Annotated in this window: 16 protein-coding genes; 13 read left to right on the top strand and 3 right to left on the bottom strand. The window is 72.5% G+C overall.

Annotated features, from left to right (window positions below):
* Position 1: 1 nt before the first annotated feature.
* Positions 2-1,594, bottom strand: a complete 1,593-nt coding sequence (locus tag ACH4D3_RS18370; protein WP_398323202.1) for an MFS transporter — start codon at positions 1,592-1,594, stop codon at positions 2-4.
* 109 nt (positions 1,595-1,703) lie between these two features.
* Between ACH4D3_RS18370 and ACH4D3_RS18365 the strand changes: the two genes are divergently transcribed.
* Positions 1,704-2,306, top strand: coding sequence for a helix-turn-helix domain-containing protein (locus ACH4D3_RS18365; protein WP_398323613.1), 603 nt, complete (start codon positions 1,704-1,706; stop codon positions 2,304-2,306).
* Between the two features lie 48 nt (positions 2,307-2,354).
* Here ACH4D3_RS18365 and ACH4D3_RS18360 read toward each other — a convergent pair whose 3' ends face one another.
* Together ACH4D3_RS18360 and ACH4D3_RS18355 are read right to left on the bottom strand one after the other, a co-directional pair.
* On the bottom strand, positions 2,355-2,888 hold the full coding sequence (locus ACH4D3_RS18360; RefSeq protein WP_398323200.1) for a hypothetical protein: 534 nt from the start codon (positions 2,886-2,888) through the stop codon (positions 2,355-2,357).
* Positions 2,889-3,617 (bottom strand): SDR family oxidoreductase, encoded by a 729-nt coding sequence (locus ACH4D3_RS18355; RefSeq protein WP_398323611.1) that lies wholly within the window; start codon positions 3,615-3,617, stop codon positions 2,889-2,891.
* A gap of 307 nt (positions 3,618-3,924) precedes the next feature.
* On the opposite strand from ACH4D3_RS18355, the gene ACH4D3_RS18350 reads away from it, so the two are divergent.
* The 12 genes from ACH4D3_RS18350 to ACH4D3_RS18295 all read left to right on the top strand — a co-directional run bounded on the left by ACH4D3_RS18350 (position 3,925) and on the right by ACH4D3_RS18295 (position 22,361).
* Positions 3,925-5,388, top strand: coding sequence for a catalase (locus tag ACH4D3_RS18350; RefSeq protein WP_398323199.1), 1,464 nt, complete (start codon positions 3,925-3,927; stop codon positions 5,386-5,388).
* A gap of 103 nt (positions 5,389-5,491) precedes the next feature.
* Positions 5,492-5,887 carry an ankyrin repeat domain-containing protein gene (locus tag ACH4D3_RS18345; RefSeq protein WP_398323197.1) on the top strand — a complete coding sequence of 132 codons (396 nt, stop codon included), beginning with the start codon at positions 5,492-5,494 and terminating at the stop codon, positions 5,885-5,887.
* A gap of 488 nt (positions 5,888-6,375) precedes the next feature.
* Positions 6,376-7,851 carry a sugar transferase gene (locus tag ACH4D3_RS18340; RefSeq protein ID WP_398323195.1) on the top strand — a complete coding sequence of 492 codons (1,476 nt, stop codon included), beginning with the start codon at positions 6,376-6,378 and terminating at the stop codon, positions 7,849-7,851.
* A 70-nt stretch (positions 7,852-7,921) separates the two neighbouring features.
* Positions 7,922-9,247 carry a nucleotide sugar dehydrogenase gene (locus tag ACH4D3_RS18335; RefSeq protein WP_398323193.1) on the top strand — a complete coding sequence of 442 codons (1,326 nt, stop codon included), beginning with the start codon at positions 7,922-7,924 and terminating at the stop codon, positions 9,245-9,247.
* Positions 9,237-10,541 (top strand): glycosyltransferase family 4 protein, encoded by a 1,305-nt coding sequence (locus ACH4D3_RS18330; RefSeq protein ID WP_398323191.1) that lies wholly within the window; start codon positions 9,237-9,239, stop codon positions 10,539-10,541. The genes ACH4D3_RS18335 and ACH4D3_RS18330 overlap by 11 nt, the downstream gene beginning before the upstream one ends.
* Positions 10,538-11,905, top strand: a complete 1,368-nt coding sequence (locus ACH4D3_RS18325; RefSeq protein ID WP_398323190.1) for a Wzz/FepE/Etk N-terminal domain-containing protein — start codon at positions 10,538-10,540, stop codon at positions 11,903-11,905. The genes ACH4D3_RS18330 and ACH4D3_RS18325 overlap by 4 nt, the downstream gene beginning before the upstream one ends.
* Complete coding sequence (locus ACH4D3_RS18320) at positions 11,902-13,464, top strand: Wzz/FepE/Etk N-terminal domain-containing protein (protein ID WP_398323188.1); 1,563 nt, start codon at positions 11,902-11,904, stop codon at positions 13,462-13,464. Before ACH4D3_RS18325 ends, ACH4D3_RS18320 begins: the two co-directional genes overlap by 4 nt.
* Positions 13,465-13,467: 3 nt before the next feature.
* The gene (gene asnB, locus ACH4D3_RS18315; protein ID WP_398323186.1) at positions 13,468-15,405 is read left to right on the top strand and encodes an asparagine synthase (glutamine-hydrolyzing); all 1,938 of its coding nucleotides are present in this window, start codon (positions 13,468-13,470) and stop codon (positions 15,403-15,405) included.
* Entirely contained in the window at positions 15,402-17,597 is a 2,196-nt protein-coding gene (locus ACH4D3_RS18310; protein ID WP_398323184.1) for a bi-domain-containing oxidoreductase, read from the top strand. Before asnB ends, ACH4D3_RS18310 begins: the two co-directional genes overlap by 4 nt.
* Positions 17,594-19,561 carry an alginate lyase family protein gene (locus tag ACH4D3_RS18305; protein WP_398323182.1) on the top strand — a complete coding sequence of 656 codons (1,968 nt, stop codon included), beginning with the start codon at positions 17,594-17,596 and terminating at the stop codon, positions 19,559-19,561. Before ACH4D3_RS18310 ends, ACH4D3_RS18305 begins: the two co-directional genes overlap by 4 nt.
* Positions 19,562-19,582: 21 nt before the next feature.
* Complete coding sequence (locus tag ACH4D3_RS18300; RefSeq protein ID WP_398323180.1) at positions 19,583-21,127, top strand: right-handed parallel beta-helix repeat-containing protein; 1,545 nt, start codon at positions 19,583-19,585, stop codon at positions 21,125-21,127.
* A 1-nt stretch (position 21,128) separates the two neighbouring features.
* Entirely contained in the window at positions 21,129-22,361 is a 1,233-nt protein-coding gene (locus ACH4D3_RS18295; RefSeq protein WP_398323178.1) for an O-antigen ligase domain-containing protein, read from the top strand.
* Positions 22,362-22,363: the final 2 nt, after the last annotated feature.

Genomic DNA, 22,363 nt, shown 5'->3' with positions numbered 1-22,363 from the left:
GTCAGGGGGCGCCGAGTACCTCGGTGGCCTCCGGTTCGTCCGCGACCGCGGGGGCCGTCCTGCCGGGCCCCCGCAACGCGATGTGGACGAACAGCACGCCCATGACGGCGACGCCCGCCCACATGGCCTGCTGCCAGCCGTCGACGAAGGACTGCCGGGCGGCGTGCAGCAGGTCCGGGCCGTGCGGTCCGGCGCCGCCCGCGGCCTCGACCGCGTTGGCCACACCCTCGCGGGCCTCGTCCGCGGGGCCCTGGGGGATGCCGTCCAGCCGTCCGTCGATGGCACCGCGGTAGCCGCCCGCCAGCAGGGCCCCGAGCAGGGCGACACCGAGTGCGGTGCCGAACTCGCGGGTGACGTCGTTGAGTGCGGAAGCGACGCCCTGCTTCCCTCGCGGCAGGGAGCCGGTGATGGCCTCGGTGGACGGGGTCATCGACAGGCCCATGCCGATGCCCATGGCCACCATGCCGGGCAGGATGGTCAGGTATCCGTCGTCCACGGAGACGAACAGGGCCATGAGCGCGAGGCCGACGCCGGCCAGGGCGATGCCCGCCGCCATGGTCGTACGGGAGCCGACCCGTGCGGCGAGCCCGGGGGCCAGGCCGGAGGTCGCCATCATCATGACGGCCATGGGCATCAGCGCCACCGTGGAGAGCAGGCCCGACCAGCCGAGCACGGCCTGGAAGTACGGGAAGAGGACCACGGCGATGCCCGCCTGGACGCCGAAGACCACCAGGAGCGTGATCGAGCCGCCCGCCAGGGCGCGCTCGCGGAACAGGCGCACGTCCAGCAGCGCGGCGTCTCGGCGGCGCAGTTCCCAGGCGACGAAGCCGACGGCGGCGGTGATGCCGACGACGAGGCCGGTCAGCGTCAGCGGGGCGGTCCAGCCGCGCTCGGGGCCTTCCTGGAGGACGAAGATGAGGCCGGTCACGGCGACGGTGGAGATCAGCGCTCCGGCCGTGTCGAACCGGTGGGCCGGGATCTCGCGGGAGTTGGGGACCGACTTCAGCGCCATGGCCAGGGCCACGAGGACCAGGACCACCGGGAGGACGAACAGCAGACGCCAGTCGGCGACGTCGACGAGGAGGGCGGAGAGGAACATGCCCAGGATGCCGCCGCCTCCGGCGACGCCGGTCCACACCCCGATCGCCTTGCCGCGCTGCTCCTCGGGGAAGGTGGAGGTGATGACGGCAAGGGTGACGGGCATGATCATCGCGGCGCCGGCACCGCCGGCCACGCGGGCGGCGAGCATGACCTCGGCCGAGGGGGCCAGTCCGGCCAGGACGCTCGCCGCCCCGAAGACACCCAGACCGGCGACGAGCACGGGCTTGCGGCCCAGTCGGTCGCCGACGGCCCCGAGCGGGAGCAGCAGCGCGGCCAGGGCGAGCGGGTAGATGTTGATGATCCACAGGACCGTGTTCTGGGAGGCGCCGAACTCGACGGCCATGTGGGTCTGTGCGACGTTCAGACCGGACACCGAGGCGATGACGGCCATCAGGGCGACGGAGACGGCGATCAGGATCGTGCGCAGCTGACGGGCGTCGGGGGCGTTCCCGCCGCCGGTTTCCGGGGCCCGTACGGGTGGGCTGGTGCTCATGGGTTCCTTTCGCAGGGCATGCCGCCGCCCGACGGGGTGCCGGGGGGTGTCGGGGAGGCGCGGCTCGACTGCGTCCGAAGCTAAGCCCGCATTGCGTTCCAGGCATATGATGTTGCCCATGACGCAAGAAGACGGAGACCTGGACAGCCTCGTACGCAAACGCATCCGCGCCCTGCGGGTCGCGCAGGGCTGGTCCCTGGAGGAACTGGCCGGGCGTGCCAATCTCAGCCAGTCCTCGCTGAGCCGCATCGAGAACGGCCGGCGCCGCCTGGCCCTGGATCAGCTGGTCACTCTCGCCCGAGCCCTGGACACCACGTTGGACCAGCTCGTGGAGACGGCCGACGACGACGTCATCACCAGTCCGATGATCGACAGCGCTCACGCCCTGATGCGCTGGCCGGTGAAGGGCGATCCCGGCATGACCGTGGTGCGTCAGCGCATGACCCAGCCGCCGCCCGAGAATCCGGCACGCATGCGTGCCCACCCCGGGCGCGAATGGCTCGTGGTCCTGTCCGGCACGGCGGTCCTCATGCTCGGCCACCGCCGTTTCCGCGTCGAGACCCACCAGGCAGCCGAGTTCCCCACGATGATGCCGCACGCGATCGGCACCGCCGGTGGCCCCTGCGAGATCCTGGGCATCTTCGACCGCGACGCCCGCCGCGGCCACCAGCGCGAGGGCGGCGACCCCGAGGCCCGGGACACGGCCGGGTGACGGCTGCGCGGGGCGTCAGGCCGCGGCAGGAAGGGCGGGGCACGCCCGCTACTCGATCAGGGCGTCCGCGACGATGATCACCAGGCCGATCAGCATGTCCAGGGCCCCGGCCCGGCAGGAGGACAGCCGGCCGAGCCCGGCGGTGCGGGCCGCCGAGGTGCCCAGGGCGAAGAGCAGGACGGTGTTGAGCACCAGGGCGGTGTCGGCCGCCGTTTCCTCGGCCCACCACCCGGCCGCGGCGGCGAGCAGCATCACCACGGTCGGCAGCACGGCGGCGGCCAGCGGCCACTCGGCGAGCACCGCGCGCAGTCTGCTCGGTCCGGCCGTCCCGTCGCCGGACGCACGCCGGGCGATGACATGCGCGTACCCGTGGGCGGCGCCCGACGTCAGCGCCGTGAGCAGGATCCACAGCGCGTCCTGGCCGGGGTCGGCCTCTTCGCCCGGCACGTCCAGCGCCGCGACCAGCGCGCTGGCCAGGACCAGGCCGTAGATCCCCTTGAACAGCCACCGCTCCGGCCGGCGCCGCAGGATTCCCCTCGGCGCGACGACGCCTGCGGGGTCGCGGCCGGCGCGCTCGGGCATTCAGGAGAGCCCGTCGGCGTACCGGGTGGGGGCCAGGTGGGCGTCCAGGTCGGTCAGGACGTCTCCCTCGACCGCCGCGAACATGCCGGCGCCCGGGTCGGTGACGACCGTTCGCGCGTCGCCCTTGTGGGCCAGGGTCAGGCGGCCCAGCTCGTCCAGGGGGAACACTTCCGGTCCGCCGATGTTGCGGATGCCGTTCAGCGGAGCGCCCACGGCGACGTCCGCGACCGCGGCCGCCACGTCCTTCGCCGCGATCGGCTGGATCGGCGTGGCGGGCAGCCGGACGGAGTCGTCCGAGGCGGTCCAGGACAGGACCGCCTCCATGAACTCCATGAACTGGGTGGCGCGCACGATCGAGTACGGGACGGGGCCGTCCCTGAGGACGTCCTCCTGGAGCACCTTCGCGCGGTAGTAGTCCAGCCCCGGCACCCGGTCGACGCCGACGATGGAGAGGATCACGAAGTGCCCCGTCCCGGCCCGCTGCGCGGCGGCCAGCAGGTTGTCCATCGACGCCCGGAAGAAGGCCGGTGAGGCGTCGTCGAAGGTGGGGGAGTTCGTCAGGTTGACCACGACCTCGGCTCCCTCGACCGCCTCGTCCACCCCCTTGCCGCTGACGACGTCGACGCCGGTGGACTGGGAGTGGGGCACCGCCTGGTGCCCGGCCGCGTTCAGGTCCTTGACGACCTGCGAGCCGATCAGCCCCGTCCCTCCGATGACCGCGATCTTCATGCGCACGCCTCTCTTCCTTCCGGAGCCGTGTGGCTCAGGAACCACTGTGTCGGTGTGCGCGCAGGACGGCGCCCTGAGCGCCCCGAAGGGATGAGAGCGGACCGGGTCCGGGGTGCCGGAACGCCGAAGTGGCCGAGACTGTCGGCTCCCGCTCCCACCGGCAGGGCTGCCGCCCCGGCAGGGCGCGCGGCACCCTAGCAGGCTTCGGCGTCAAATCAAGAGCGAATATGGCTCTAGATGTCGCCTTGCCTTAGATCCTGTCCAAGGTAGGGTGGTGGCTGCGAAGAACCACACCGAGGAGCATGCCTTGCCTGAGAACAACCAGAAGCCGCTGACCACGGTTGCCGGTGCACCGGTTCCCGACAACCAGAACTCCCTGACCTCCGGCCCGCGCGGTCCGATGCTCCTGCAGGACGTGTGGTTCCTGGAGAAGCTCGCGCACTTCGACCGGGAGGTCATCCCGGAGCGCCGGATGCACGCCAAGGGCTCGGGCGCCTTCGGCACCTTCACGGTCACCCACGACATCACCCGGTACACCAGCGCGAAGATCTTCTCCGAGATCGGCAAGAAGACCCCGCTGTTCACCCGGTTCTCCACCGTCGCCGGTGAGCGCGGCGCCGCCGACGCCGAGCGCGACATCCGCGGCTTCGCCGTGAAGTTCTACACGGACGAGGGCAACTGGGACCTGGTCGGGAACAACACCCCGGTCTTCTTCTTCCGCGACCCGCTGAAGTTCCCGGACCTCAACCACGCGGTGAAGCGCGACCCGCGCACCAACCTGCGCAACGCCGAGAACAACTGGGACTTCTGGACCAACCTCCCCGAGGCCCTGCACCAGGTCACGATCGTGATGTCGGAGCGCGGCATCCCGGCCTCCTACCGGCACATGCACGGGTTCGGCTCGCACACGTACAGCTTCATCAACGCCGAGGGCGAGCGGTTCTGGGTCAAGTTCCACCACCGCACGCAGCAGGGCATCAAGAACCTGACCGACGCCGAGGCCGAGGCCCTGGTCGGCAAGGACCGCGAGTCCCACCAGCGCGACCTCTTCGACGCGATCGAGGACGGCGACTTCCCGAAGTGGAAGCTGTTCATCCAGGTCATGCCGGAGGCCGACGCCGAGAACTACCGATTCCACCCCTTCGACCTCACCAAGGTCTGGTCGAAGAAGGACTACCCGCTGATCGAGGTCGGCGAGTGGGAGCTCAACCGCAACCCCGAGAACTACTTCGCGGACGTCGAGCAGGCCGCTTTCAGCCCGGCCAACGTGGTCCCGGGCATCAGCTTCTCCCCCGACCGGATGCTGCAGGGCCGCCTCTTCTCCTACGGCGACGCCCAGCGCTACCGCCTCGGCGTCAACCACCACCAGATCCCGGTCAACGCCCCGAGGAACCCGGTGAACTCCTACCACCGCGACGGCGCCATGCGCGTCGACGGCAACCAGGGAGCCACCCCGGGCATCGAGCCCAACTCCTACGGGCGCTGGCAGGAGCAGCCGGCCTACCGCGACCCGGCCCAGGCCGTGGGCGCCGTCGCCGACCGGTTCAACTACCGCGAGGACGACGACAACTACTTCGAGCAGCCCGGCAACCTGTTCCGGCAGATGACCCCGGAGCAGCAGCAGGTCCTGTTCGAGAACACGGCACGCGCCATCGACGGCGCCTCGGAGCAGACCGTCGAGCGCCACATCGGCAACTGCACCCAGGCCGACCCGGCCTACGGCGCGGGCGTCCGCAAGGCGATCGAGGCCCTGGCCGCCGGCAACCTCTGATCCCGCAGGTCAGCAACACACGCGGTACATCCGCACCGCACCGGCGCGGGCACCCCCGAGGTGCCCGCGCCGGTGCGGGCGTACCGCCACGGAGATCTACTTCATGAACACGCACAACAGCGGTGGCCTGACTCCCGAGCAGACCGAGCGCGTGGTCGCCATCGCCATGGATCTGGCCCGCGAGGGCGGCACCGGGCGACTGGTGGAGTTCGTACAGCACGGGCTGCCGGTGGACGTACGGGACCCCGCGGGCAACTCCCTCCTCATGCTCGCCTCCTACCACGGTCACGCCGACACCGTGCAGGCCCTGATCCGGCACGGCGCCGACCCGGACCTCCGCAACGACCGCGACCAGTCCCCCATCGCCGGCGCCCTGTTCAAAGGCGCCGACGACGTCGTAGCCGTACTGCGTCGGGCCGGCGCGGACCTGGACTCCGGAACGCCGACCGCGCGGGCCGCCGCGGCCATGTTCGGCCGGGACCACCTCCTCGCGGACTGAACCGCGATCGGTTCGCTCCTCTCCCACGACAGCAATCGCTCCCGTCACGCCTTGACGGCGTCTGGCGTGAACCATCGGTGCGGGCGTGCACCGGAAGCGGAAGAATGGCCGTCGGACTCGGCACCCCGCATTACGCGGTGGCGTGAAGGCATCGGTGGACATTCACAGGTTGCTTGATCAACTCCCAAAGCGTGACCACGAATTACACACATCCCCTCTACACAGTGGCCCCGATGGTCTAGATTGACCGTGCTTCAGCTGTTCAGGCACGAGGCGACCGGTAATGATCTTTAGGTCCGGGGCAGGGGGGTCTGCTGCTGTCACTGCGCATTGCTCGTATTGATGCGACTTAGCCGGAACGTTGTGCGCGGACAGGCCGGGGGGCCGTCCGTGGGGAGGAACAGCGCGGCGCGGGAGGCGGGGGCCTCCCGAGGGGGAGGAACAGTGCTAGGCGAACACGTCGAACCACTGGGAACCTGGGGGGTTCTGTGCGGCAAGGGGGATTGGTCAGCCCGTTTCCGTCTGCGCGCGGGCAGTTGGCGGGCGGGGCAACCAGCCGGCTCGCGAGCGACTGGGAGCACCGGTACCGCCGTACCGTGATCACCAGCGATACCGCGACCACCGCTTTCGTGGTGGCGGGGATCGGCAATTTCTTCGGAGTCCGGGACGCGGCCAACTGGCACGAGAAATGGGGAATTCTCGCGTTCGGCACCTGGCTGCTGGTCCTGGGCGCCCTCGCGGTGAGCCGGTCGTGGTCACCGGCCGTACTCGGCCAGGGCGCCGAGGAATTCCGCCGGCTCGGCCGCTCACTGTTCATGGCGACCGTCGTGCTGGCGCTCGGCGGAATCGCCCTCACCTCGCGCAACATCAAACTCTGGATCTTCGTCGCCGTCCCCGCGATAGCGATCTTCACCATGGTCGCGCGCTATGCGCTGCGCGTCCGGCTGCACAGACAGCGCAAGCAGGGGCGCTGCCTCAGACCCGTGCTGGCCGCCGGAAGTCCGGCCACGGTGCGCGATCTGATCGCCCGGACCCGTCGGTTCCCGCACCTCGGCTGGCGCGTGGACGCGGTGTGCACGACGGACGACGGGCTGGAGGGTGACCAGCTGGACGGAGTGCCGGTCGTCGGCCCGCTGGAGCACGTCGCCCACCACGTCAGCCGCGACGGCTACCGGGTGGTCGCGGTCACCCCGGACCCGCACTGGTCACCGCACCGCCTGCAACGGCTGGCCTGGAACCTGGAGGGCAGCGACGCGGAGATGGTCGTCGCGCCCGTCCTGATGGAGGTGGCCGGCCCGCGGCTGCACGTCGACGCGGTGCTCGGGATCCCGCTGCTGCGGGTCAGCATGCCGACCTTCACCGGGGGCCGCCGAGCGGTCAAGGCGGTCGTCGACCGGTTGGGCGCGGCGGTTCTGCTGACCCTGTTCGCGCCCCTGATGGTGTTCGTCGCGCTGCTCGTGCTGATGGACAGCCGGGGCGGGGCGTTCTACCGCCAGCGCCGGGTCGGCAAGGACGGCCGCGAGTTCACCATTCTCAAGTTCCGCACCATGGTCGCGGGGGCCGACGGGGCACGTGCCGCGCTGGCCGACCGCAACGAGGGCGCGGGCCTGCTGTTCAAACTCCGCCGGGACCCGCGGGTCACCCGGGTCGGCGCGGTGCTGCGCCGGTACTCGGTCGACGAACTGCCGCAGCTCTTCAACGTGCTCACCGGATCGATGTCGCTCGTCGGACCGCGGCCGCCGCTGCCCGAGGAGTCGGCCGCGTACGGCCCGGACATCCGAAGACGGCTGCTGGTCAAGCCCGGACTCACCGGCCTGTGGCAGATCAGCGGACGCAGCGACCTGCCGTGGGATGAGGCCGTCCGGCTGGACCTGCGGTACGTGGAGGACTGGTCGCTCGCCCTGGACACGGTGATCCTGTGGAAGACGCTGCGTGCGGTGGTCCACGGACAGGGGGCGTACTGATGCGCGGGGGCCGCCGGCCCGTCGCGCGGACCGCAGGCCGTCACGGCCTGCCTGGGGGGAGGAACGGGTCATGAGGGTCAGCGTTTTCGGCCTCGGCTACGTGGGCTGCGTGTCGGCCGCGTGCCTGGCCGGCATGGGGCACCAGGTCGTCGGGGTGGACGTGAACCAGGTGAAGGTCGACCTGGTCAACGACGGCAAGGCCCCGGTGGTCGAGGAGCGGATCGGCGAGCTGATCGCCGAGGTCGTGGACAGCGGGGCGTTGCGCGCCACCGGTGACGTCCGCGAGGCGATCATGGAGAGCGAGATATCCCTGATCTGCGTGGGCACCCCGTCGGAGCCCAACGGCAGCCTGTGCACCACCTACCTGGAACGGGTCACCGAGGAGATCGGCGCCGCGCTGGCGGACCGTGACGGGCACAGCGGGCGGCACACCGTGGTGTTCCGCAGCACCATGCTCCCCGGCACCTGCACGAACCTGCTGGTGCCGATCCTGGAGAAGTACGTCGGCGGCACCGCCGGGGTGGACTTCGGGGTCGCGGTCAACCCGGAGTTCCTGCGCGAGGGCACCAGCGTGCGGGACTTCTTCGACCCGCCCAAGACCGTCGTCGGCGAGCTCGACCCGGCCAGCGGCGACGCGGTGCTGGGCCTGTACGACAGCCTGCCCGGCGAGGTGTTCCGGGTGCCGGTCGCGACGGCCGAGGCGATCAAGTACGCCGACAACGCCTTCCACGGCCTCAAGATCGGCTTCGCGAACGAGCTGGGCGCGGTGTACCAGGCGCTCGGGGTGGACTCGCACCAGGTGATGGACGTGTTCCTGGCCGACCGCAAGCTGAACATCAGCCCCGCCTACCTGCGGCCCGGCTTCGCCTTCGGCGGCTCCTGCCTGCCCAAGGACCTGCGGAGCCTGGTCCACGCGGCACAGCGGGCCGACGTGTCGGTGCCCATCCTCTCCCACGTGCTGCCCTCCAACTCCGCGCACCTGGAGCGCGCGGTCGAGCTGGTGGAGCGCACCGGGAAGCGCCGGGTGGGGATGTTCGGGCTGTCCTTCAAACCCGGCACCGACGACCTCCGCGAGAGTCCGCTCGTCGAGCTGGCGGAGCGCCTCTTCGGCAAGGGCTACGACCTCAGGATCCACGACGCCAACGTGAGCCTGTCCCGGCTGCTCGGCGCGAACCGGGAGTACGTCGAGACCCGGCTGCCGCACCTGGCCCAACTGCTCGCGGACTCCGTCGACGAGGTCCTCGACCACGCCGAGGTGTGCCTGGTCGGGACCCGGGACCCGGCCGTGCTGTCGGCGCTGCCGCACGGCGGCGGGCCGCTGCTGATCGACCTCATCCATCTTCCCGACGCCGACACGCGCCGGACCGAACCGGGGTACATGGGCCTTGCTTGGTGACACGACGTCTGGTGGAACGCCGTTCGGCGGCACAGCCGGCGACCGGCCGGGGCGGCGCGCCCTGATCCTGGTGGAGAACCTGTCGGTGCCCTTCGACCGGCGGGTGTGGCAGGAGGCCACGACGCTGCGCGACGCGGGCTGGGACGTGCACGTCATCTGCCCCCGGGGCGGCAAGCGGGACACGGAGCCGGAAGCCGTGGTCGACGGGGTGCACATCCACCGCTATCCGCTGCGCGCCGCGACCGGAGGACCGGCCGGCTACCTGCGTGAGTACGGGGCAGCGCTCTGGCACACGGCCCGGCTGGCCCGCCGGGTCGGCCCGGTCGACGTGGTCCACGCCTGCAACCCGCCGGACCTGCTGTTCCTGCCGGCACTGTGGCTGAAGAGACGCGGGGCGCGGTTCGTCTTCGACCAGCACGACCTGATACCCGAGCTGTACCTGTCCCGGTTCGGCCGTGGCAAGGACCTGCTCTACCGCGCCGTGTGCGCGCTGGAACGGTGGACCTACCGGGCCGCGGACGTCGTGCTCGCCACGAACGAGAGCTACAAGGACGTCGCGATACGCCGGGGCGGCCGCCGCCCCGACGACGTCTTCGTGGTGCGCAGCGCACCCGCGACCGACCGCTTCCAGCCGGTGCCGCCCGAACCGGAGTTGAAGCGGGGCAAGCCCCATCTGCTGTGCTACCTGGGCGTCATGGGCCCCCAGGACGGCGTCGACTACGCCCTGCGGGCGCTCGCGAAGCTGCGCGACGAGGTCGGGCGGACCGACTGGCACGCGGTGTTCGTCGGCTCCGGCGACGCCTTCGACGCGATGGTGGCGCTGTCCCGGTCGCTGGGGCTCGGCGAGCAGGTGCGGTTCACCGGGCGCATTCCGGACGCCGACCTGGTGCGCCACCTGTCCACCGCGGACGTGTGCCTCTCCCCCGACCCCCGCAATCCCCTCAACGACGTGTCGACGATGAACAAGGTCCTGGAGTACATGGCGATGGGCCGGCCGATCGTCTCGTTCGACCTCCGCGAGGCGCGGGTCTCCGCCGGAGAGGCCGCCCTCTACGCACCCGCCAACGACGAGGCGGCGTTCGCCCGGCTCGTCGCACGGTTACTGGACGATCCGGACGAGCGCGCCCGGATGGGCAAGATCGGCCAGGAGCGGGTCACCGGACATCTCTCCTGGCGCAACTCGCAGGCGGCGCTGCTGGCCGCGTACGCCGCGGCCTGCCGTGACCGCACTCCGGTGTCGGCGGGCACCCCGGTCCGAACAGGGTTCAAGGCAGGGAGAAGGCCGCGCAGTTGAGCGATGACACGATACGCCTGGTCACGGTCGGGCGAATTCTCCGGCGGCGCCGGCGGCTGCTCGCCGTCCTCGTCGTGCTGGGCGCGCTCGTCGGCTACGGCGTCTCGGTGCTGTTCCCGCCGCGCTACACGGCATCGGCCTCGGTCCTGCTGCCGGGGCAGTGGGAGCAGCGCGAGCTGGTCACCCAGGTGGAGATCGCGACCAGCTCGGCGGTGGTCGACCGGGCGGCCGACGAGCTGCGCTGGAACGGGGTGGGCAAGAGCGAGCTGCGCCAGCGGGTGAGTGCCGAGACCGCCGACGGGAACATCGTCAAGATCTCGGGGACGGCCGAAACCCCGGAGCGTGCGCAGCGGCTCTCCGACGAGGTGGCCCAGCAGTTCGTGACGTACGCGGCGCGGATCGCGAGCGGCACCACCGGTGGCGACGAGGCCGCCGGGCCGGAGGAACTGCGCAAGCAGGTGACACGGACCAACCGCCGCATCACCGACCTGGCCAACGCGGCCGATCCGGGGCAGACCGTGGAGAGCGTCCAGGCCCGCACCGAGCTGGAGAAGCTGCGCAGCGCGCTGCAGGACGCCATGCAGAAGCTGGAGGAGGCCGACCCGGCGAACAACCGGGCCGGCATGGTCGTCATGGGTCCGGCGGCCCGGCCGGACGGCGAGGCTCCGCCGACGCGGCTGCAGCTGATCGGTGGCGGCGCGCTGCTGTTCTTCGTGCTCGCCGTCGTCGGTCATCTCACCGCGGCGCGGGTGAACCGGCGGCTGCGCTCCGAACCCGAGATCGCCGCGGCGCTGGGAACGGCGCTGCTGGGGACCGTGGACGTCCCCGGTGACCGGCGCGCCCACCGGCCGAAGGCGCGCGGCGCGCGGGCACGGTTCCGGCGGCTGCTGGGCATCGACGTGCGGTGGGACCTGCCGACCCCGCGGTCCTCCGTCGACGAGGCCGGCCGGCGGCTCCGCTACCGGCGGGTCCGGGCCCGCCTGCGGGAGCGGGTGCCCACGGCCCGGCGGCTGCTGGTCGTCGTGCCGGACGACGACGAGGTGGCCCGCCGGGCGGCCGGACAGCTCGCCGCCGACACCGAGGACGATCCGGGGCTGCGGGTGGTGGAGGTCTCGGTGGCCCGGCCGATGGTGCCCGACCGCGACACCGAGTCCGGGGCCCTGGTGGTGCTCAGCGCGGGCGCCCGGACCGCCGAGGAACTCGCCGGTGTCGCCGAGGCGTGCGCGGACGGCGGGCACGAGGTCGTCGGCGTCGTCGTCGCCGGCGCGGTCCGGGACCGTGCGACGGCGTCGGCCGGCGGGTCCGGGGCGAACACCGCCGCAGGGGCTGCGGTGCACGACCACGCGACGGGAGGTGTCGCATGACGACGGGCACGGCTGCACAGCCGTCCGGCTCCGCTCCCCTGCTGGACCTGCAGGCACTGGTCGTGGCGGTGCGCAGACGGCGGCGCCTGTGGGGCTGCCTGGCCCTGCTGGGCCTGCTGCTCGGCGCCGCGGTGGCGGTCCTGCTGCCGCCCCGGCCGAGCGCGGTGACCAAGGTGCTGGTCGCGCACAAGGACGACCAGCCCAATGACACCGGGACACTGATCCGCACGGATGTCGAACTGCTGGACACCACGCGGATCGCCGCCGCCGCGTTGCGGTCCCTCGGTTCCGGGGAGAACCCGGAGGACTTCATGCGGGACTACCGGGGCACCGGGCTGACCAACAACCTGCTGCAGATCGACGTGGCGGCCGACAGCGACGCGGAAGCGGTCGCCCGGGCCAAGGCACTGGCCGACGCGTTCGTCGCGGACCACGTGCGGCGGATGCGGGAGGCCGCCGAGGCCGAGTCCAAGTCCCTGCTGGACCAGCGGGACCGTATGCGCGAGGAGCTCGCCGAGGTCAACAGCGCGATCGGGGACCGCTCACCGGACGACGAACCGAAGGCGTCGGCGAGCATCGAGTCGCTGTTCGCCCGCCGGGCCGAACTCGACTCGCGGATCGCCGAGTTCGACCAGCGGGCCGCGGAAGCACTCACCGGCACGCCCGAGGTCGTCGCGGGCACGCAGATCGTGGACGCCCCGCACGCGGTGGAGCACTCGCTGCCCAGGGCCGTGGGCATGGACGCCGCCATCGGACTCGCCCTCGGGCTCGTCCTCGGGCTCGCGCTCTCCGCGGTGGGCGCCGTGGTCGCGGACCGCCCGGTGCTGCGGCGGGAGATCGCGGCGAACCTGGGTGCCTCCGTCCTCGCGGAGCTGCGCCGCGCGCCGCGCCGGTCGGCCCGGTCGTGGCGGCGCCGGCGGACCCGGGCGGCACGTGAACGGCTCACCACCACCCTGACCCGCCTCGTGCGCGGCTCCGCGGAACCGGTGTCGCTGCTGGAACTGGGCTGTGCGCGCGGCACCGGTCTGATCGCCCTGGACGTCGCCGGGGCACTGGAGGCGGACGGGCCCGTGGCCGTCGTCGACGCTCTGCCCGGCACGCGGCTCGCGGGCGCCCACCGAAAGCCCGGCGGCCCGACCGTGCTGAGCGGCGAACGGGCCACGGCCGAAGGGCACCAGGGGCGCAGGCTCGGCGTCGGCTCGGTGGCGCCCGGCACGGCGTGGACCGACCTGCGGTACCTCGGCAGCCGGACGGTGCTCGTCGTGCGGGCCGGGCACGGCAGCACCGCGTGGCTGCACACCGTGGCGCGGCAGCTCGCGGACCAGCGCATCGCGGTGATCGGCGTGGTCCTGATCGACCCCGATCCGCGTGACCGGACCGACGGCACCCTGTGGGACGGTCCGCACCCGGCGCGGCGCGTCCCCGGCGAACGGGCGAAGCGGCACAACGGTGCGGGTGCCTCCCACGCCGTCCAGGCAGTGGGGGAAGGCCGCCTCCGGGCGGAACGGCCGTCGATGCCGGCCGCGACGGTCCCGGACAGCGATCAGGAGGCGCGGTAGCACATGTGCGGCATCGCAGGCACGTACCACTGGCCGGACGGCAAGGCCGTGACCGACCGGCTCACCGACGTCCTCGCCCACCGCGGTCCGGACGGGGCGGGCCGCTACAGCCATCCGGCCGGCGTGGGCGAGGTGCACCTCGGGCACCGTCGGCTGGCCATCATCGACCTGTCCACGACCGGCGCCCAGCCGATGGTCTCGGACGGGCTCGCCCTGTCGTACAACGGCGAGCTGTACAACGCGCCCGAGCTGCGCACCGAGCTGGAGTCGGCCGGGGCCCGCTTCCGCGGCACCTCGGACACGGAGGTGGTCCTGGAGGCCTGGCGGCGCTGGGGCACGGACTGTCTGCCGCGGCTGCGCGGCATGTTCGCGTTCGCGGTCTTCGACGAGCGCACCGGTGAACTGGTGCTCGCCCGCGACCAGCTCGGCATCAAGCCGCTGTTCCTGCTCCGGCGCGGCGCGGGCCTGGTGTTCGCCTCCGAGCTCAAGGCGCTCGCCGCCGCGACCGGCGGAAAGCTGGAGGTGGACCACGCGGCGCTGGTGGCCTCGCTGCTGTACTACTGGGTGCCGGACTCGCGCTGCGCGTTCCGCGAGGCGGAGAAGCTCCCGCCGGGCAGCTGGCTGCGGTGCCGGCCCGACGGCCGGGTGGAGCGCGGCCGGTTCTGGAACCTGCGGGACGTCGCCGCCGAGGGCCGGGAGCGGGCCCTTGCCGGCGAGCGGCCGGACCTCGCCGCCGTCGTCGAGGAGTCGACCCGGCGCCACCTGCTCTCCGACGTGCCGGTGGCGACGTTCCTCTCCGGCGGGCTGGACTCCAGCTATCTGACCGCGCTGGCGGCCCGCGACCGGCCCGGGATCTCCGCCTACACGATCGGGTTCCGCGCCGAGGACGCCAGGTTCGAAGCGATGCCCGACGACCTGCGCTACGCCCGGCAGGTGGCCGAGCGGTTCGGCGTCGACCTGCACGAGATCGAGATCGCTCCGGACGTGCTCGACCTGCTGCCGCGGATGACATACCACCTGGACGAGCCGATCGGTGACCCCGCCGCGATCAACACCTTCCTGATCTGCTCGGCCGCCCGGGAGGCCGGGGTCAAGGTGATGCTCTCGGGGATGGGCGCCGACGAGCTGTTCGCCGGCTACCGCAAGCACCTGGCCAACGTGCTGGCGCTGCGCTACCAGCGCGTCCCGCGGCCGCTGCGGCGCGGGGTGTCCGCGGCCGTGGGCCGGCTGCCGGTCGCGTCGAGCCGCCGGGGGTACCGGTCGGTGCGCTTCGCGAAGCGGTTCCTGTCCTTCGCCGATCTGCCGCCGGAGACCGCCTTCCGGCGCAGCTACACGATGTACGACCGTCAGGAGCTGCTCGGCCTGATCGATCCGGACCTGGCGGGCACGGTCGAGGACGTGCTGACCGAGCATGCGGACGTCTACGAGGACAACGACCTCGACGACTTCGTGAACCGCATGTGCCTGGCCGACGCCCGGATGTTCCTGCCGGGCCTGAACCTCGCCTACACGGACCGCTCCAGCATGGCCGCGTCGACCGAGGTGCGGGTGCCGTACGTGGACGTCGAGGTGGTGAAGGCGGCGTTCGCCGTGCCCGGTGAACGCAAGATCGTCGGGCGGCAGGGCAAGGCCGTCCTGAAGGAGGCGGCCACCTCGGTGCTGCCCCGGGAGATCGTGTACCGGCCCAAGGGCCTGTTCAGCGCCCCGCTGCGGGCCTGGATGAGCCGGGACCTGGCGCCGCTGGTGCGCGATGTGGTGAACGACGGCGAACTCGTCCGGTCCGGGTTCCTGCGCCGGGACGCACTGCGGCGGCTCGTCGCCGAAGACGCCGCGGGGCAGCGGGACTTCTCCAAACACCTGTGGCACGTGCTGACCCTCGAGTACTGGTACCGCGACGCGACCGCACCACGACCGGCAGAGAGACAAGAGGACCTTCGGTGAAACAGGTTGTGCAGAACTACAAGAGCGGCGAGCTGGCGCTGCTCGACGTGCCGGTGCCGGGCTGCAAGCCGGGCGGAGTGCTGGTGCGGACCGCCTACTCGCTGATCTCCACCGGCACCGAGCTGATGAAGGTGTCCGAGGCCGGCATGTCGATGCTGGGCAAGGCAAGGTCCCGGCCGGACCAGGTGGCCAAGGTCGTGCAGAGCGTGGCCACCAACGGGGTGCCCGCCACCTATCGCAAGGTGATGGGCAAGCTGGACTCCTACACACCGCTCGGCTACTCGCTGTGCGGGGTGGTCGAGCAGGTCGGCGAGGGGATCGACGACGTGAAGGCCGGCGACCTGGTGGCCTGCGCCGGCAACGAGCACGCGCTGCACGCCGAGTTGAACTGGGTGCCGCGGAACCTCTACGCCCCGGTCCCGGACGGTCTCGCGCCGCGGGACGCGGCCTTCGGCACCGTCGGTTCGATCGCGCTGCAGGGCGTCCGCCAGGGCGAGTCGCGGCTCGGCGAGACGGCGCTGGTCATCGGTCTCGGGCTGATCGGCCAGCTGGTGGTGCAGCTGCTCGTCGCCTCGGGCGTCCGGGTGGTCGGCGCCGACCCCGACGCGGAACGCTGCGAGCTGGCCGAGCGGCTGGGCGCCGCCGCCTGCGGCGATCCCGGGTCCCCGGCCGTGGAGAGCGCCGTCGCCGAACTCACCGACGGCCACGGCGTGGACCAGGCGTACCTGGCCGCCGGCGGCGGCAGCAACCAGCCCGTCGAGCTGGCCGCGCGGCTGTGCCGGGACCGCGGCCGGGTCGTCGACATCGGCAAGTGCCGCCTGGACCTGCCGTGGAACGCGTACTACGAGAAGGAGCTGGACGTCCGGTTCTCCCGCTCCTACGGCCCCGGTCGCTACGACCCGGAGTACGAGCTGGAGGGGCGGGACTACCCGATCGGCTACGTGCGCTGGACCGAGCGGCGCAATCTGGCCTGCTTCCTCGACCTCGTCGCCCGGGGCCGGGTCGACGTGGCGCCGCTGATCACCCGTACCGCCGACTTCGACGACGCGGTCGACACGTACCGGAGTCTGCAGGACGGCGCCCTCAAGGCCGTCGCCGTGCTGTTCCGGTACCCCGGGCAGGCGTCGGACGCGGAGGCACCGGCCGAGGCACCGGCGGTGACCGTGCCCGCGGTACGGCGCGGCGGCAGCGCCTCCGCCCCGGCGCGGGCCGCCCGGAAGCCCGTGCGGCTGGCCTTCGTCGGTGCGGGGAACTACGCGACGTCGATGCTGCTGCCGCACCTGGCCCGGCGCGAGGGCGTCGAGTTGTCGACGGTGGTCACCACGACCGCGCTGTCCGCGGCCAACGCGCAGCGGAAGTTCGGGTTCGGGGAGGCGACCACGGATCTGGACGCCGTGCTCGGCGACGCGTCCGTGGACGCGGTGTTCGTGGTCACCCGGCACAGCTCGCACGCCGAACTGACCCGCAGGGCGCTGCTGGCCGGCAAGGCCGTGTTCGTGGAGAAGCCGCTGGCGCTGACCGAGGACGAGCTGACCGGAGTGCTCGCGGCGGTGGAGGAGTCCGGCAACGACCGGGTGCAGGTGGGCTTCAACCGCCGGTTCGCGCCGCTGCTCCAGGAGGCCAGGAAGCGGTTCGGCGCCCGCACCGGGCCGGCGAGCCTGCGCTACCTCGTCAACGCGGGGCGGCTCGACCACGGCAGCTGGTACCTCCAGCAGGGCACCGAGGGCTCGCGGTTCGCCGGTGAGGGCGGGCACTTCGTCGACACGGCGAGCTGGCTGCTCGGGGCCGACCCGGTCTCGGTGTACGCGCTCGCCCCGGCGGGCAACGAGGACCTGCAGGTCGTGCTGGGCTACCCGGACGGCTCCACCGCCACCCTCAGCTATGTCACCACCGGCGCGGCCGGTTTCCCCAAGGAGACGCTGGACCTGGTCGCGGACGGCAAGGTGCTGCAGCTCGACGACTTCGTCCGCAGCTCGGTCTACGACGGCCGCAAGCGGTGGGTCAGTTCGCGGCTGCCCAAGGCCCGGGACAAGGGCCAGTCGGCCGAACTGGCCGCGTTCGTCCGGGCGGTGCGGACCGGCGGGCCGATGCCGGTGCCGCTGGAGTCGCTGGTCGCCACCACGACGGCCACCCTCGCCGTGCGGACCGCTCTGGCCGCCGGCGCTCCGGTGGGTCTGGCGGAGGCGCGATGACCGGGACCCCGGGGAGTGCGGGCTGGTACCTGCGGCGGCTGTCCCGGATGGGGCCGCGCGAGGTGGCCGGCCGGGTGGGCGACACCGTGCGCAGGCGGCGGTGGCGGTCGGTGCGGCCGAACGCCCCGGGCGTGACCGGCGCCCGGTTCACCGCGGTCCTGCCCGCCGGGACGGTCGCCGCGGTGCCGCCGGACGCCGCGAAGCGCCTCGTCGCCGAGGCGGACCGCCTGCTGGCCGGGCATGTCGAGTACTTCGGCGTGCTCCGCGACGACCTGGCCGATCCGGACTGGTGCTTCGACCCGAAGACCGGGCGCCGGGCGCCGTGGGGCTACGCCTTCGACGTGCCCTACCGGGACGAGGACGCGGTCGGGGACATCAAGCAGATCTGGGAGCCGTCCCGGCACCAGTACCTCACCGTGCTCGCCGCCGCCTACGCGGTCACCGGCGACGAGCGGTACGCCGAGCGCGTGGCCGGGCACCTGCGGTCGTGGTGGGCGTCCAACGCGCCGCTGCGCGGGGTGCACTGGGTCAGCGGCATCGAGCTGGGGATCCGGCTGCTGTCCTGGGTGTGGGTCCGCCGGCTGCTCGACGGCTGGCCGGGCGCGGCCGAGCTGTTCGAGGAGAACCCGGCGGCGCTGCAGCAGATCTGGCACCACCAGCGCTGGCTGGCCGCCTTCCCCAGCCGGGGTTCGTCGGCGAACAACCACGTCGTGGCGGAGGCCGCGGGGCAGTTGGCCGGGGCCTGCGCCTTCGGGTGGTTCCCCGAGTCGGCACGGTGGCGCAAGGACGCGCTGCGGTCGCTGGAGCGGCATCTGCGCGGCAACACGTTCCTCTCCGGCCTCAACCGGGAGCTGGCCACCGAGTACCACGGGCTGGTGCTGGAACTCGGCCTGGCCGCGGTGGCGGAGGCGGACGCCGCCGGGGTGCCGGTTCCCCCGACGGTCCGGCTGGTGCTGCTGCGGATGACGGACGCGCTCGCCGCCGTCGTGGACGACCGGCTGCGGCCGCCGCGGCAGGGGGACGCGGACGACGGCCACGGCCTGGTGGTGGACGGCCCGGGCACCGACCGCTGGGGCTCGCTGCTCGCCACCGGGGACGCCGTGTTCGGGTCGCTTCCCTGGTGGCCGACGGTGACCGGCACGGATGTGCGCACCCCGCTGCTGGCGGCGCTGGTCCGGCCGTACGGCGGGGACGGCGCGGGCCGGGGCGTGACCCGCCCGGCGCGCAGGCCGGCCCACTTCGCGGACGCGGGGCTCACGGTGCTGCGCGGCCCCGGCGGGATCTGGTGCCGCTGCGACGGCGGTCCGCACGGCTTCCTGTCCATCGCCGCGCACGCCCACGCGGACGCGCTGTCGGTGGAGGTCCGGCACGACGGGGTCGACGTGCTCAGTGACCCGGGGACGTACTGCTACCACGGGCAGCCCGCGTGGCGGGGGTACTTCCGCTCGACGCTCGGTCACAACACCCTGGAGCTGGACGGCTCCGACCAGTCCGTCTCCGGCGGCCCGTTCCTGTGGACCCGGCACGCCCGCAGCCGGGTCCTGGCCGTGGACACCTCCGACGAGCAGGTGTCCCGCTGGTGCGCCGAGCACGACGGGTACGGGGACTCCGTGCACCGCCGCCGGGTGGAGCTGACGGCCGCGAGCCGGGAGCTGCGGGTGGTGGACGAGGTGCGCGGCCCGCGCCGGTCCGTACGCCTGGCGTTCCACCTGGGCCCGGCGGTCGCCGCGGACCTGGTGGGCAGCCGCGCCGCCCTCACCTGGACCCGGGACGGCGAGGAACGCTCCGCGGTGCTCGAACTGCCCGGCGCGCTGTCCTGGCGGGCGCATCGCGGGGAGACCGACCCGCCGCTGGGCTGGTACTCCCCCGGCTTCGGGCGCAAGGAACCGGCCACCACCCTGGTCGGCACCGGTGTCACCGACGGCGTGCGGGAGTTCACGACCGTACTCGGCTTTCACGGCTAGGCGGGGAAGGAGGGAGGACGCATGGGGATCAGGTTCCGGGGCGGGGCCGTGTCGGCCGCGGCGTCGCTGGCGCTGGCACTGCTGGCGGCCGGCTGTGTCGGTACGCCGGACGCCAAGGCACCCAAGCCGAACGCGCCGACCGCGCCGTCCTCCCCGTCCGGGGCGCCGGACGTGGCCCGGGTGTGCGAGAAGCCCGCCGCCGGTCCGGCGAAGGCGCCGGCGGGTGCGGTGACCGTCGATCCGGCGGTGGTCGGCGACTTGGCCGACAAGACCCGGAACAGCCCCGCCCGCACGACTTTCTGGCTCCGGCCGGGCAAGCACCGGCTGGCGTCCGACCGCTACTCCCAGGTCGTCCCCAAGGAGGGGAACCGCTACCTCGGCGCGCCGGGCGCGGTGCTCGACGGCCGGAAGACCAACCAGTACGCGTTCGGCGGCACCGCGCCGGACGTCACCATCAGCCATCTCACCGTGCAGGGTTTCGTCGCGCCCCACGACGAGGGTGTGGTCAACCACGACTCGGCCGACGGCTGGGTGATCGAGCACGCCACGATCCGGCGGAACTCCGGCGCCGGACTGATGGCCGGTGACCGCCAGCAGGTCCGCGCCAGCTGTCTGCGCGACAACGGCCAGTACGGCATCAACGCGTACAAGGGCAACGGCGTCATCAACGACCTCGTGGTCGAGGGCAACGAGATCACGGGCAACAACACCGGGGACTGGGAGCGCAAGCGGCCGGGCTGCGGCTGCACGGGGGGTGTCAAGTTCTGGGCCGTCCAGGGCGCGGACGTGCGCGGCAACTGGGTGCACCACAACCGCGGGACCGGCCTGTGGGCGGACACCAACAACAACGACTTCCTCATCGAGGACAACGTGCTGGAGGGCAACGACGGTGCCGCGCTGATCTACGAGACCAGCTACAACGCGGTCGTCCGGGACAACATCATCCGGCGCAACAACTGGGTGGAGGGCCGCGAGAACACCGAGGGCGGCGACGACTTCCCGTACGCCACCGTGTACATCTCCGAGTCGGGCGGCGAACCTCGGGTCGAGGCGCGCACGGACAAGATCGAGATCTACCGGAACGTGCTGGAGGACAACTGGTCCGGCATCACCCTGTGGGAGAACGCGGACCGGTTCTGCAACAGCCCGGCCAACACCTCGTCCGGCGACTGCACGTTGCTGGTGGAGGACGTCGAGCGCTGTGCGCGCCCGGCGATCGCGAAGGCGCCGCTGTACGCGGACTGCCGGTGGAAGACCCAGCGGGTGGACATCCACGACAACCGCTTCACCCTGGACAAGACGGTCGTCGAGTGCACGGACAAGTGCGACCGCATGGCGCTGCTGGCCAACTACGGCACCTATCCGGACTGGTCGCCGTACCAGGGCGAGCGGGTGGCCGAGGCCGTCACGCTCCGCCAGCACAACCGCTGGCACGACAACGTCTACGTCGGACCGTGGAAGTTCGTCGCCCACGACCCGAGCCGGGTGCTGGACTTCGCGCAGTGGCGGGGCGCGCCCTACCGGCAGGACGCGGACAGCACCCTGCGTGCCCGGGACGGTGATTGAGGTGGAGACCGGGCGCACGCCGAAGCTGGTCGGGACGGTCTGGGGGCTGCTGGTCCTCAACACGCTCGGCTCCACGGGGGCCGAGACCGTCGTCCCGCTGCCCCGCTCGCTCATCCAGATGGTCACCATGGGAGCGCTGGCCGTCGCGTTCTCGCTGGCGCTCGCGCTCAATCTCCGGCTGCGCGTGCGCGCCAGCGCCTTCCTGTGTCTGCTCACCCTGCTGCTGGTACCGAGCGTGATCTCCAGCGTGGACCTGGAGTCCGGGTTCGGCGCGCTGTTCCGCTGTGCCCGGCTGGCCCTCTTCGTGGGCACCCTGTGGCTGCTCAGCCGCTGGTGGGACGGCGGCCCGACGTTTGTCCGGCACCACATCCGGATGTACTTCGTGGTGCTCTGCACGGTGGCCGCGGGCGCGCTCGTCTCGCCGGGTGCGGCCATGCCCGACCTGTACGGCGGGCGGCTGGTCGGCGCCCTGTGGCCGCTCACCCCGCCCCAGATCGGCCAGTATGCCGCGGTGATCATCGGTCTTTCGCTGCTGCTCGTGCTGAGCCGCCAGACCGACCGGCGCAGCGCGGCGATGGTGATCGTTCCGTCCCTGCTGCTGCTCGTGCTGACCCATACCCGCACGGCCACCCTCGGTCTGCTCGTCGGCCTGACGCTCGCGATCGGTTCGCTCGCCCTCACCAGCGCCGCCGCCCGCCGATTCTTCTCCTGGGCGGTGCTGTGCGCCGCGGTGGCCGCGGTGGCGTTCGCCTCCGCGCTGCACGCGTGGTTCCTGCGCGGCCAGAGCGAGGAGAACTTCAGCAATCTCACCGGCCGGGCCAAGGTCTGGGACGCCCTGCTGGCGGCCCCCAGGACGGCCGGTGAGAAGGTGTTCGGCATCGGCCTGGGCGACAAGTCGTTCGACGGGCTGCCGATCGACAACAGCTGGCTGGCCGTCTACCACGAGCAGGGGCTGATCGGCGTCGCCCTGGTGGCGGCGGTCCTCCTCGTGCTGGGCGGTGTCGCGTTGCTGCGGCCGCCGTCCCCGGCGCGGGCCTGCGCGATCTTCCTGATCAGCTACTGCGCCCTCGCGTCGTACACCGAGGCGGGTCTGGGCGACGCCTCGCCGTATCTGCTGCACCTCGCCGTGGCCGCCTCGCTGCTGGCCTCGCCCGCCGCGGCCACGCCCCTCGCGACGCCCGAACCCCCGCGCCGACGCGTGCCGCGCTGGGCCCGCACCCCGGAGGTGACCTGAGC

The sequence above is a fragment of the Streptomyces sp. NPDC018026 genome, assembly GCF_044327745.1.
GTDB classification, from domain to species: domain Bacteria; phylum Actinomycetota; class Actinomycetes; order Streptomycetales; family Streptomycetaceae; genus Streptomyces; species Streptomyces rubrogriseus.
This window is presented reverse-complemented; position numbering and strand designations above follow the sequence as displayed.